This window comes from Pseudomonas sp. H2_D02, from assembly GCF_054677635.1.
Window position 1 is genome coordinate 2586060 of sequence record NZ_CP162816.1, and the last position, 11846, is coordinate 2597905.

General features: G+C 63.2%; 9 protein-coding genes and 1 pseudogene. 7 read left to right on the plus strand and 3 right to left on the minus strand.

Translation table 11 applies throughout. The annotated features are described in order from the left end of the window. Window positions 1–9 precede the first annotated feature (9 nt). From kdpB to AB4N42_RS12055, 4 genes are all read left to right on the plus strand, one after another. Entirely contained in the window at window positions 10–2064 is a 2055-nt protein-coding gene (kdpB, locus tag AB4N42_RS12040; protein WP_198797578.1) for a potassium-transporting ATPase subunit KdpB, read from the plus strand. A 196-nt stretch (window positions 2065–2260) separates the two neighbouring features. Next, the gene (gene kdpC / locus AB4N42_RS12045; protein ID WP_460116246.1) at window positions 2261–2806 is read left to right on the plus strand and encodes a potassium-transporting ATPase subunit KdpC; all 546 of its coding nucleotides are present in this window, start codon (window positions 2261–2263) and stop codon (window positions 2804–2806) included. Window positions 2807–2937: 131 nt separating this feature from the next. Continuing rightward, on the plus strand, window positions 2938–5589 hold the full coding sequence (locus tag AB4N42_RS12050) for a DUF4118 domain-containing protein (RefSeq protein ID WP_460116247.1): 2652 nt from the start codon (window positions 2938–2940) through the stop codon (window positions 5587–5589). Between the two features lie 48 nt (window positions 5590–5637). Beyond that, window positions 5638–6333, plus strand: coding sequence for a response regulator (locus tag AB4N42_RS12055; RefSeq protein WP_181288862.1), 696 nt, complete (start codon window positions 5638–5640; stop codon window positions 6331–6333). Between the two features lie 187 nt (window positions 6334–6520). Here the strand turns inward: AB4N42_RS12055 and AB4N42_RS12060 are convergent, their stop codons facing one another. Further along, on the minus strand, window positions 6521–7558 hold the full coding sequence (locus AB4N42_RS12060; RefSeq protein WP_460116248.1) for a patatin-like phospholipase family protein: 1038 nt from the start codon (window positions 7556–7558) through the stop codon (window positions 6521–6523). A 208-nt stretch (window positions 7559–7766) separates the two neighbouring features. On the opposite strand from AB4N42_RS12060, the pseudogene AB4N42_RS12065 reads away from it, so the two are divergent. The 3 genes and pseudogenes from AB4N42_RS12065 (at window position 7767) to AB4N42_RS12075 (ending at window position 9948) form a co-directional block, all read left to right on the plus strand. Continuing rightward, window positions 7767–8058: pseudogene (locus AB4N42_RS12065) on the plus strand (hypothetical protein). Between the two features lie 99 nt (window positions 8059–8157). After that, complete coding sequence (locus AB4N42_RS12070) at window positions 8158–8919, plus strand: CHAD domain-containing protein (protein ID WP_030141852.1); 762 nt, start codon at window positions 8158–8160, stop codon at window positions 8917–8919. Window positions 8920–9150: 231 nt separating this feature from the next. Further along, window positions 9151–9948, plus strand: coding sequence for an acyl-CoA thioesterase (locus tag AB4N42_RS12075; RefSeq protein ID WP_460116249.1), 798 nt, complete (start codon window positions 9151–9153; stop codon window positions 9946–9948). A 12-nt stretch (window positions 9949–9960) separates the two neighbouring features. On the opposite strand, the gene AB4N42_RS12080 is transcribed toward AB4N42_RS12075, so the two are convergent. Next, window positions 9961–10323, minus strand: coding sequence for a DUF962 domain-containing protein (locus tag AB4N42_RS12080; protein ID WP_030141854.1), 363 nt, complete (start codon window positions 10321–10323; stop codon window positions 9961–9963). A 272-nt stretch (window positions 10324–10595) separates the two neighbouring features. Beyond that, window positions 10596–11813 (minus strand): methyl-accepting chemotaxis protein, encoded by a 1218-nt coding sequence (locus AB4N42_RS12085; protein WP_217860024.1) that lies wholly within the window; start codon window positions 11811–11813, stop codon window positions 10596–10598. Window positions 11814–11846 lie beyond the last annotated feature (33 nt).

Below are 11846 nucleotides of genomic sequence, written 5' to 3' on the forward strand. Positions count from 1 at the left end.
GAGTTGATGATGAACATGCCAATGAGCAAGACCGTCGTCGCCAAGGCGCCGGAGCAAGCCAAAACCAATCTGTCAGCCCTGTGGCGGCCAGCGCTGGTGCAAGCGTTCGTCAAGCTTGACCCGCGCCAGTTGCACCGTGCGCCGGTGATGCTGGTGGTGGAGCTCACCGCGATCCTCACCACCGTGCTGTGCCTGGTTCCCGACAGCGCCGTGCCGACTTTCGTGGCCGCGCAAATCGCCCTATGGCTGTGGTTCACCGTGTTGTTCGCCAACTTCGCCGAAGCCTTGGCCGAAGGTCGGGGCAAGGCCCGTGCCGACAGCCTCAAGGCCGGCAGCGAAGGCTTGAGCGCTCGTCGCCAGACCGCGGACGGCTTTGAAGTCGTACCCGCCACCCGCTTGCGCAAAGGCGATGTCGTACGGGTCGCGGCAGGGGAGATGATCCCCGGTGACGGCGAAGTGATCGAAGGCATCGCGGCGGTCAATGAGGCCGCGATTACCGGGGAATCGGCACCGGTCATCCGTGAGTCCGGCGGCGATCGCTCGGCGGTCACCGGCAACACGCGCCTGGTCTCCGACTGGTTGTTGGTGCGCATCACCAGCAATCCCGGCGAGTCCACCCTGGACCGCATGATCGCCCTGGTTGAAGGCGCCAAACGCCAGAAGACCCCGAACGAAGTGGCGCTGGATATCCTGCTGATCGGCCTGACGCTGATCTTCCTGCTGGTGGTGGTGACGCTGCAGCCGTTCGCCCACTTTGCCAATGGCAGCCTGCCGCTGGTGTTCCTGGTGGCGCTGTTGGTGACGTTGATCCCCACCACCATCGGCGGATTGCTGTCGGCCATCGGCATCGCCGGGATGGACCGCCTGGTGCGCTTGAACGTGATCGCCAAGTCCGGCCGCGCGGTAGAGGCGGCAGGGGATGTGCACGTGCTGATGCTGGACAAGACCGGCACCATCACCTTTGGCAATCGCCGCTGTGCCGCGGTCTATGCGGCCCCAGGCGTAAGCGCCAAGGCGTTGGCCGAAGGCGCCTTGTTCGCCTCCCTGGCTGACGACACGGCCGAGGGCAAGTCCATCGTCGAATACCTACGCGGGTTGCATCCGCAGGCCGAACCCGCTCTGGACGCGCTGACCGCCGTGCCCTTCAGCGCCGAAACCCGTTTGTCCGGCGTGGATTATCAAGGACGCGTTTATCGCAAGGGCGCGGTGGATTCCCTGTTGAGTTTCATCGGCCTGCCCCGTGACGGGCTGCCCACTGCACTGGCGCGGGAAGTCGACAAGATCGCCCAGAGCGGCGGCACGCCGTTGCTGGTCTGCGTGGACGGCAAATTGCTCGGCGCCATTCACCTCAAGGACGTGGTCAAGCCCGGTATCCGCGAGCGCTTTGCCGAGCTGCGCAAGCTGGGCATCCGCACGGTGATGGTCACCGGCGACAACCCGCTCACTGCCGCCGCGATTGCTGCCGAAGCGGGCGTGGATGATGTGCTGGCCGAGGCCACGCCGGAGAAAAAACTGGCGCGCATCCGCCATGAGCAGAACGATGGCCGGCTGGTCGCCATGTGCGGCGACGGCGCCAACGACGCTCCGGCCCTGGCCCAGGCCGATGTGGGCATGGCGATGAACGACGGCACCCAGGCCGCACGCGAGGCGGCCAACATGGTCGACCTCGACAGCGATCCCACCAAGTTGCTGGACGTGGTGCAGATCGGCAAGGAATTGCTGGTCACCCGTGGCGCGCTGACCACGTTCTCCATCGCCAATGACATCGCCAAATACTTCGCGATCCTGCCGGCGCTGTTCGCCTCGATCTATCCGCAGCTTGGCGTGCTGAACGTCATGCACCTGAGCAGCCCGCAGAGCGCGATCCTCTCGGCCATCGTCTTCAACGCCTTGATCATCGTCGTGCTGATCCCCCTGGCCCTGCGCGGCGTGCGGGTGCAGGCAGCGAGCGCGGCGGCCTTGCTGCGGCGCAACCTGCTGATCTACGGCCTGGGCGGGATCGCGGTGCCGTTCGTGGGGATCAAGGCGATTGATTTGTTATTGACGGGGTTGCACTTGGTTTGAGCCTTGGGTGTGAGTTTTTTTGTGGCGAGGGGATTTATCCCCGCTGGTCTGCGAAGCAGACCCAAGATTGTGATTGCGGTAGTCAGACATGAATGTGGCGGTTCTTTTGGGGCTGCTGCGCAACCCAGCGGGGATGAATCCCCTCGCCACAAATGTGTGTTCACTCACCAAGCTGTGTTTCAACTGAGGATTTGAAATGTTCACTTTGATTCGCCCGGCCTTGAGCCTGTTACTCCTGATGACGCTGCTCACCGGCGTCGCCTACCCATTGCTCGTCACCGGCGTGGCGCAAGTCGCCTTCCCGGACCAGGCCAACGGCAGCCTGATTCATGATGCCGACGGCAAGGTCCGTGGCTCCCGGTTGATCGCCCAGGATTTCACCGGCGATGGCTGGTTCCATTCGCGCCCCTCGGCAGGTGCCTTTGCCACGGTGGCCAGCGGCGCGAGCAATCTTTCGCCCAGCAACCCGGCACTGGCCACCCGCGTGATCGATGACGCCCACAAGCTGCAAGTGCCCGGCCAGGGACCGGTGCCCCTGGCGCTGCTGACCACCTCCGGCAGTGGGCTGGATCCGCACTTGCCTCCGGCGGCGATTGCCTATCAACTGGCGCGTGTCGCCGCCGCCAGGAATGTGCCGGTGTCGACATTGCAGCAGTTGCTCGATGACAACACCGAGCGGCCCTTGGTAGGCCCGCCGGTGGTGAACGTGCTGGCGCTGAACATGGCCCTGGAAAAACTGTAAAAACCTGTGGGAGCGAGCTTGCTCGCGATAGCGGTGGGTCAGTCAATGACAGTGGCGGCTGAACGACCGCCATCGCGAGCAAGCTCGCTCCCACAGAGGCTCAATTCCATCCCTGAAACAAGAGACATAGCATGAGCGACGCCAGCCGCGCCGATGCACTGTTAGCCAACCTGCCGCGCCACGACCGTGGCCGTCTCAAGGTCTTCCTGGGCGCCGCTCCGGGCGTCGGCAAGACCTACGCCATGCTGCAAGCGGCCCACACCCGGTTGCGTCAAGGCACGGACGTCATCGCCGGGGTCGTCGAAACCCACGGGCGCGCCGAGACCGAAGCGCTGTTGAATGGCCTGGCGCAGCAGCCATTGGTACGTTCGGAATATCGCGGCGTGATGCTTGAGGAAATGGACCTCGACGGCCTGCTCGCCGTCCGCCCGAGCCTGGTGCTGGTGGACGAACTGGCCCACAGCAACGCGCCCGGCAGTCGCCACGCCAAGCGCTGGCAAGACATCCAGGAACTGCTCGCCGCTGGCATCGACGTCTACACCACGGTCAACGTCCAGCACTTGGAAAGTCTCAATGATCAGGTGCGCGGCATCACCGGCGTGCAGGTGCGCGAGACGTTGCCGGATTGGGTATTGCAGGAAGCCGATGAGCTGTTGTTGATCGACCTGCCACCGCGCGAGCTGCTGGAGCGCTTGCGCGACGGCAAGGTCTACGTGCCGGAACAGGCCCGGGCCGCGATCGATGCGTTTTTCTCCCAGACCAACCTGACCGCCTTGCGCGAACTGGCCATGCAGACCGCCGCCGCCCAGGTGGATAACGATCTGGCCCAGGGCTATCGACAACTGGGCCAGTCGGCTCCGGCGGTACAGGGACGGCTGTTGGTGGGCGTGGACGGCGACGTGCGGGCTGAACGGCTGGTGCGCCACGCCAGTCGGGTCGCCCAGCGTCGGCATCTGCCGTGGAGCGTCGTGCACGTGGATAACGGCGCGACACGGGACGAGGCGTCGCGCCAACGCTTGCAAAACGTCCAGCAACTGGCGGAAAGGCTCGGCGGGGAAGTGGTGCTGCTGCGGGCTGGCGAAGTCGCCAAGACCTTGATCCAACACGCCAGGCAACGTCGCGCGACATTGCTGCTGGTGGGCCAGTCCCGGCCACGCCTGCGCCGGAACCTGTTTGGCGGTGGCCTCGCGTCGCGCCTGTTGCGCAACGCCCGTGGCCTGGAAATCAACGTACTGGACAGCGATGGATCGCCGCCACCCGCCCGCCAGCGTGCAGGTTCCGTCCAGACCGGTTTCGACTATGCGCTGGCGCTGGTGGCGACGGTGGTGGCCAGCGCCTTGGCCTGGGGGATATCCGGGCTGCTGGCGTTGCCCAACATTTCCCTGGTGTTTCTGATGGCGGTGTTGCTGGTGGCGGTGCGCAGCAGCCTCGGCCCGGCGCTGGCCTGTGCGGCGCTGTCGTTCCTGGCCTATGACTTCCTGTTCATTCCGCCGAATTTTTCCCTGACGATTCAACGCGAAGAGGACGTGCTGACGCTGGTGTTCTTCCTGCTGATGGCGGCCTTGACCGGCAACCTCGCGGCCCGCCAGCGGCGCCAGTTGCAGGCGCTGCGCGACACCCAGCAGGAAACCGGGGAGCTGCTCGACTTGTCACGCAAACTGACCGCCGCGACCGATCGCCAGGCGGTGATCAGCGCCGCCGTGCTCCATCTCAACAGCGAGTACGACTTGCAACTGTGCTTGCTCAATCGGGACGGCCCGGCTGGCTGGAAAGTCGAGACCCCCGAACCGCTGACGTTCAACGAGGCCGAGCGCGCCGCCGCCGACTGGTCGTGGCAACACGATCAACCGGCCGGCGCCGGTACCGCGACGCTGCCGTCCGGGCGTTGGTGGTGGTGGCCTTTGTCGGCGGAGGGCGAGCCGCTGGGGTTGCTCGGCGTCTGCACGAAAGACGGCAAGCCGCTCAGCGACCAGCGACGGCGATGGCTGGCGGCCCTCAGCCAGCCGTTGGCCCAGGCGCTGGCCCGGGCACAACTGGCGCAGGACCTGGAGGCGGCGCGCCTGCACGGCGAAACCGAACAATTGCGCAGCGCCTTGCTCGCCTCTGTCTCCCATGATTTGCGCACGCCGCTGACGTCCATGCGCGGCAGCATCGACAGCTTGTTGGCGTTGGGCGAAGCGATTCCGATCGAGGACCGTCGCGAACTGCTCGAAGGCACCCGCGATGAGGCCGAGCGGCTGGATCGCTATATCCAGAACCTGCTCGACATGACGCGCCTGGGTCACGGCGCCCTGAAGTTGGCCCGGGACTGGGTGTCGCCGGCCGACATCGTCGGCAGTGCCCTGAACCGCTTGCGTGCGGTGCTGGCGCCGCTGGCCGTCAGCGTCGAAGTGCCGGCCGGCTTGCCGTTGTTGTATGTCCACGCTGCGCTGATCGAGCAGGCCCTGGTCAATGTGCTGGAGAACGCCGCGCGGTTCTCCCCGGTCCACGGCCGATTGTTGCTCAGTGCCGAGGCGACGGTAGACGAAGTTTTGTTCGCCGTGGCGGATGAAGGGCCAGGCATCCCCGAGCAAGAGCGCGAGAAGATTTTCGACATGTTCTACACCGCTGCCCGCGGTGATCGCGGTGGGCAAGGCACCGGGCTCGGATTGGCGATTTGCCAGGGCATGATCGGTGCCCATGGCGGGCGGATCAGCGTCGGCGACGGCCTCGACGGGCGCGGCACCTGCATCACCTTGCACTTGCCCTTGCAGGCACAACCGGGCATGGACGATGAAGCCTGACCGGCGCTGCGTTATGCTCTCGCGACTTGATTGTGATGAATGGAACCCATGAGCCAGAGCGCGACCCTTTTGGTCATCGATGACGAGCCGCAGATTCGCAAGTTCTTGCGCATCAGCCTGGCCTCCCAAGGCTACAAGGTGCTCGAAGCCGAAACGGGCGCCGAGGGCCTGGCCCAGGCGGCGTTGAACAAGCCGGATCTGCTGGTGCTCGACCTGGGCTTGCCGGACATGGACGGCCAGCAAGTGTTGCGCGAGTTTCGCCAATGGTCGGCGGTGCCCGTGCTGGTCCTGTCGGTACGCGCCAGCGAAGCGCAGAAAGTCGAGGCGCTGGACAATGGCGCCAATGATTACGTGACCAAGCCATTCGGCATCCAGGAGTTCCTCGCCCGGGTGCGTGCGCTACTGCGACAGGCGCCAGCAGGCGAAGCACCGCCAGCGGCATTGACGTTGGGCCCGCTGACGGTGGACCTGGCTTATCGCCGGGTCCTGCTGGACGGCGCCGAAGTGGCCCTGACCCGCAAGGAATACGCGGTGCTGGCGCAGTTGGCGCGGCATCCGGGGCGGGTCATCACCCAGCAGCAATTGCTCAAGGACATCTGGGGTCCGACCCACGTTGAAGACAGCCACTACCTGCGCATCGTCGTCGGTCACCTGCGCCAGAAACTGGCCGACGACCCGACCCGGCCTCGGTTTATCGTGACTGAAGCGGGAGTGGGGTATCGGTTGTTGGAGGAGGGTGCTTGATCACCTTTGAGATCTAAAGCCAAGCGCTGTTGTGGCGAGGGGATTTATCCCCGCTGGGCTGCGAAGCGGCCCTAAAATTTCATCACTCGGAGTGTCAGGAGAAAAATCCATTTCTGATACTTTTTTGGGGCCGCTTCGCAGCCCAGCGGGGATAAATCCCCTCGCCACAAAAAGTCTACAAACACTTTCAGCTCTGCTCACGCTCATACCGATCCAGCGTATCCCTGGCAATCTCCCGCCCTAGCGCAATCAGCTCCGGCGCCTTGTAGAACTCGAAAAACCGGCACACTCGCTTCGGCACGTTGATCAGCACATCTGGTGGATAACCGGCGATCTTGTACTGGGCCAACGACGTCTGCATTACCTCGAAACTCTGGTTGATCAGGTCCAGCAAGGACGCCGGCCCGACGTTGTCGATGATGAACGAGCCGGTGGCGGATCTCGGTGCGCCTTCGGTTTCCGGCGCGGCGGCAGGCTGCTGGCCTTCGGGCTCGGCGGACTCGATCCACGGGTTGATATCGGCTGCTTCGGCCTTCAGCGCTTCCTGTTCCAACAGCAGCAACTGCTCGGCCTGTTTGCGGCGAAACGGCAGCCGTGACCCCAGGGAACTGACCAAGGTGTCGAAGCGACGCCGGAACGCCGCGGGGCGCTGGATCACTGGCAGGCTGTATTGTTTCTGGTTGGTGGCGTTGAGGTTGACCGCGATGATCAGGTCGCAATGGCTCGACACCACCGGCACGATCGGCAATGGGTTTAACAGGCCGCCGTCCACCAGCATGCGGTTGCCTTGCATGACCGGGGTGAAGAGGCTGGGAATGGCCGCCGAGGCCCGCATCGCCTGGTGCAGGCAACCTTCCTGGAACCAGATTTCCTGCTGGTTGGTCAGGTCGGTGGCGACCGCCGTATAGGGAATGCGCAGGTCTTCGATATTGAGTTCACCGACAATCTTGCGGATCTGTCCGAACACCTTCTCACCACGAATCGCCCCCAGGCGAAAACTGACGTCCACCAACCGCAACACGTCCAGGTAATCGAGGCTTTCGATCCAGTTGCGGTAATCCTCGAGTTTGCCGGCGGCATAGATTCCACCGACGACGGCGCCCATGGAACAGCCGGCGATACAGGCAATGTCGTAGCCGCGCCGTTCGATCTCCTCGATCACTCCGATATGGGCGTAGCCCCGGGCGCCGCCCGAGCCCAATACCAATGCGACACGTTTTGTCATGAGGTGGCCTCTCGTCGAACAGACGTCAACAATGCACTGATCGACGGCCCGGCTCAAATCGTTGTGGCGTAGACGTCGTTTTTTGACACGCCACGACGGCATTTGCGTATTCTCGTCCACACTTGAATATACCGGTCGAGCCGAGGCACTTTTTATCGGCAAAGCCGTCATACCAGCACGACTGTTTACCTGACTTGAGGTGTTATCGATGAAAGCCCGGATCTGCCTGCCCCTGATGGCATCCTTGATGGTTCTGGCCCTGGCCGGTTGCGCCGAGCAAGACCGCTTACCGCGACAGTTGCGGCAGCCAGCTCGACAGCGCATGGCGTGAACTTGACCTGGCCAAGGCCGAAGGATTCGCCGGTACCGTCAGCTACTCCAAGGCCCTGTCGTTGCTGACCGGTGCCAAGACCCAGCAGCAATTCGAAGCGTATGAAGGCTGCACCAAAAAAGCCGAGAAGGCCCGCTTCTACATCCGCGAATCCCGCGCAGGAAGATGATAAAGGCAGCTGCAAGCTTTAAGCTTTGAGCTTCAAGAGGGCGCCGCTCCACTTGCCGCTTGAAGCTTATCGCTTGAGGCTGCGTACGGAGTACGTCTCATGATCGATCGGCTGGTGGCCCGGATACTGGGCCTGGAAGTCCGCCTGCTGGCCTGTCAGGCCCGCTTGAACGCCCAAACCGACAGCGAAGCATTGCATGACCTGCGGACCACGGTCCGTCGGTTGCGCAGCCTGCTTCGTCCGTTGCGTGGACTGCCCGGTGTCGAGCAGCTGGAAACGGCCGCGTCGGCAGTCGGTAGCCTGACCACGCCTTTGCGCGACCGTGAAGTGCTGGCGGCCTATCTCGAGAAGCACGGCAAGACCGAGGCGGCGCAGCGGCGCCAGGTGCAAATGGCCGAGGCGTATCCCGCCGTGGCCGGCAGCCCCGAGCTGGCGCAGCTGTTGATGATTCTCGACGCGTTCCCACGCTTCATCCGTGCAGCCCAGCGCCAGGGCTTGCTCGACGGGCTGCGCAAACGCATCGAAAAACGCCTCGACAAACAATGGAAAAAACTCGGCGAGGCCTTGCGTGATCCGGCTCATGACCGTCATCGCCTGCGCCTGTTGATCAAGCGCGTGCGCTACGCCATCGAAGCCTATCCTGAACTCGATCGCTTGCCGGAGGCGGCCATGCCACGGCTCAAGTCCGCCCAGGGCGCATTGGGCGATTGGCACGATTGCTGGCAGTGGCTGGCGCGGGCCGAGCAGGAAGCCGACCTGCAACCCTGTGTACCGGTCTGGCAAATCACCATGGAAAAGGCCGAGGCCAAGTCCGATCGGGTGCTGGATAAATTGATTGCCAGTTGCTTCGATAAATCCTGAATCTTGCATGTTCTCCTTGTGGGAGCGGGCTTGCTCGCGAATTGCGATCGTGCAGTCACAGCGTATGCGTTGACCTACCGCGTTCGCGAGCAAGCCCGCTCCCACAGGATATTCGCGGTGGATTCTTGGCCCGCGGCTTTTCTGTCAGTCTCTTTGGCCGGAATGAGCGCTGTACTGCTCGTGCGGGCTGGTTAAGATCCCTTCATCTTTTTTCCTGCTTCTGAGGTCGACATGCGCTTTTCCGATTTGATCGATGCCGTGCGCAATCAGCCAGACGCCGTGGTGATCCCGCCTGAATGGGGCCAGGGGCGTGCCAGCTTTGGTGGCTTGGTCGCGGCGCTGCAATACGAGGCGATGCGTGCATGCGTCCCGGCGGATCGCCCGGTGCGTTCGCTGGCGATCACGTTTGTCGGTCCGGTCGAGCCCGACGTGCCGGTCAGTTTTCAAGTCGATGTGTTGCGCGAAGGCAAGGCCGTCAGCCAGGTATTGGGCCGTGCCGTGCAGAACGGCCAGGTCGTGACGGTGGTGCAAGGCAGCTTTGGCGCGTCGCGATCTTCCGTCGTGGCGGTGCAGGCCGACCCCGCGCCTGAATTCAAGGATGTCGAGCTGTGCCAGGAGTTGCCTTACATCAAGGGCGGAACCCCGGAGTTCATGCGTCATTTGGCAATGCGTTGGAGCGTTGGAGGATTGCCATTTACCGGCAACAAATCCCGCAGCATGGGAGGCTGGGTGCGCTTGCGCGGGGACGTCAAGGAAGAGCCGTTGGACGAAGGTCACATCCTGGCGTTGGTGGACGCCTGGCCGCCAGCGCTGCTGCCGCACCTCACCCAGATGGCGCCGGGCAGCACGCTTACCTGGACCATCGAATTCGTCCAGCCATTGCTGGAGCTCTCGACATTGGATTGGTGCCAGTATCTCGCCGAGATCGAACATGCCCAGGACGGTTACGGTCATGTCGCGGCGAAATTCTGGAGCGCCGATGGCCGGCTGATCGCCATGAGCCGGCAGACGGTGACGATTTTCGGCTGATCAGGCGGTCCTTCAATGGTGGTGGCGATCGCGCCAGGCGCGCCACCATCCGCCGCTGAGGAAGAACCGGGGAAAGGTCAGGAATTGCTCCACCAGCAGGCGCGACGCGGCGTCTTTGCGATCACTGAATGGTTCGGAAGCCTGTGTTTCCAGGCTATGGCCGTGGCGTTGCAAGCCCAGCGCGGCGAGTACGCCGATCACCCCGATGGCGACATCGCCCAGGCTCAGGCTGAACACACCCGACACAATCAGCAAAAACGCAACGATGAACAGCGGCACCGCGATCAGGTGCAAGACCAGGTTGGTCGGGTGGCGATGATTTTCAGGGTAGGCGCGCCATTGCCAGGCCGGAAGGTTGGGGTGACGTTTGCCCATGATGCTGTTCCTTGAGTTCGTGAAACCGAATAACCCAAGGATAGGTCGGGCCGGGCAGGGCGGCGAATCGCGGTTGGCTATCATCGCGATAGGCGCTGATAGCGAAAAGACTTTTTGTGGCGAGGGGATTCATCCCCGTTGGGGTGCGGAGCGCCCCCCAAATACCTGGATGCGATCAACCTGATCTAACAAAGCACCGGATTCGGGGGCTGCTTCGCAGCCCAGCGGGGATGAATCCCCTCGCCACAAAGGCACACCCGGAAATTCAATATTTAGAGTTTCAACTGCCCGATCGCTTTGTTCAATTCTCCCGCCAACGTGGCCAGTTCATGACTGGTGGTCGCCGACTCCACGGTCTGGCGCACGGTGTTTTCGGTCACGTCGCGAATACTCACCACCGCCCGGTTCATTTCTTCGGCGACATGGCTCTGCTGTTCAGCCGCGACGGCGATCTGGGTGTTGCTCTCGCGCATCTGCGCCACCGCCTCGGTGATCTGCGCCAGTGCCTCTCCGGCCTCGCAAGCCTGTTGCACGCAGTCGTCGGCCTTGTGCGAACTTTCCTGCATGAAATCCACCGCATCGCGGGTTCCCGCCTGCAGGGCCGAGACCATGGTGGTGATTTCATCCGTGGAGGTCTGGACCCGCTTGGCCAGGTTGCGCACCTCGTCGGCCACCACGGCAAAGCCCCGTCCCATCTCGCCGGCACGGGCCGCTTCGATGGCCGCATTGAGCGCCAGCAGGTTGGTTTGCTCGGCGATGCTGTGGATCACACTGACCACGCCGTTGATCTTCTGGCTGTCTTCGGCCAGGCGCTGGATCATTTCGGCGGTCTGCTGGACGCCGGTCGACAGTCCGGTGATCGAATGCTGCACGCGGCTGACCACTTCGCGACCATTTCCGGCCAGGGTGTCGGTGGTTTTCGACAGGTCGCGGGTGGCGCCGGCGTGCTGGGCGATGTGATAAACCGTGGCCGACATTTCGTTGATCGCCGTGGCGGCCTGATCGGTTTCGCTCTGCTGGCCGAGCATGCCGTGGCGTACTTCGTTCATGCTCGACGCCAGTCGCGCCGCGCCACTGTCCAGTTGCCGCGCGGTGCTGGCAACGGTATCGACCACGCGTTGATAGCCGGCCTGCATGGCATTGAACGCAGCGGCCATCTGGCCCACTTCGTCCTTGCAGGCCAACGGCACGCGGGCAGACAGGTCACCGGTTTTCTCCACGTGCAGCATCACGTCTTTCAAGGTGTTGAGCTGACTGAGCAGAAAGCGGATCAGCAATTGCGACGCGCCAAGCATCGCCAGCATCAGCACGAACACCGCCATGGCGTATTGACCGAACCGCTCGCCGAAGACCTGGCCCAGGCTCACCCCTCGGACCTGCTGTTCAAGGTGCATGGCATAGAGCACCAGGAGCAATGTGGTGGCGAAGGCGACGGCGTTGACCGCCCAGAATTTGTATTTCAGCGAAATATTGCTAAGCCAGGCACCCATGGAAGGTCTTCTCTGATAGCGGAAACAGTTTTG

Coding starts and splice junctions, on each gene's coding strand:
- AB4N42_RS12075 (WP_460116249.1), top strand. CDS start 9,151: ATGCGCTTTTCCGATTTGATCGATGCCGTGCGCAATCAGCCAGACGCC.
- kdpC (WP_460116246.1), top strand. CDS start 2,261: ATGTTCACTTTGATTCGCCCGGCCTTGAGCCTGTTACTCCTGATGACG.
- AB4N42_RS12050 (WP_460116247.1), top strand. CDS start 2,938: ATGAGCGACGCCAGCCGCGCCGATGCACTGTTAGCCAACCTGCCGCGC.
- kdpB (WP_198797578.1), top strand. CDS start 10: ATGAACATGCCAATGAGCAAGACCGTCGTCGCCAAGGCGCCGGAGCAA.
- AB4N42_RS12080 (WP_030141854.1), bottom strand. CDS start 10,323: ATGGGCAAACGTCACCCCAACCTTCCGGCCTGGCAATGGCGCGCCTAC.
- AB4N42_RS12055 (WP_181288862.1), top strand. CDS start 5,638: ATGAGCCAGAGCGCGACCCTTTTGGTCATCGATGACGAGCCGCAGATT.
- AB4N42_RS12070 (WP_030141852.1), top strand. CDS start 8,158: ATGATCGATCGGCTGGTGGCCCGGATACTGGGCCTGGAAGTCCGCCTG.
- AB4N42_RS12085 (WP_217860024.1), bottom strand. CDS start 11,813: ATGGGTGCCTGGCTTAGCAATATTTCGCTGAAATACAAATTCTGGGCG.
- AB4N42_RS12060 (WP_460116248.1), bottom strand. CDS start 7,558: ATGACAAAACGTGTCGCATTGGTATTGGGCTCGGGCGGCGCCCGGGGC.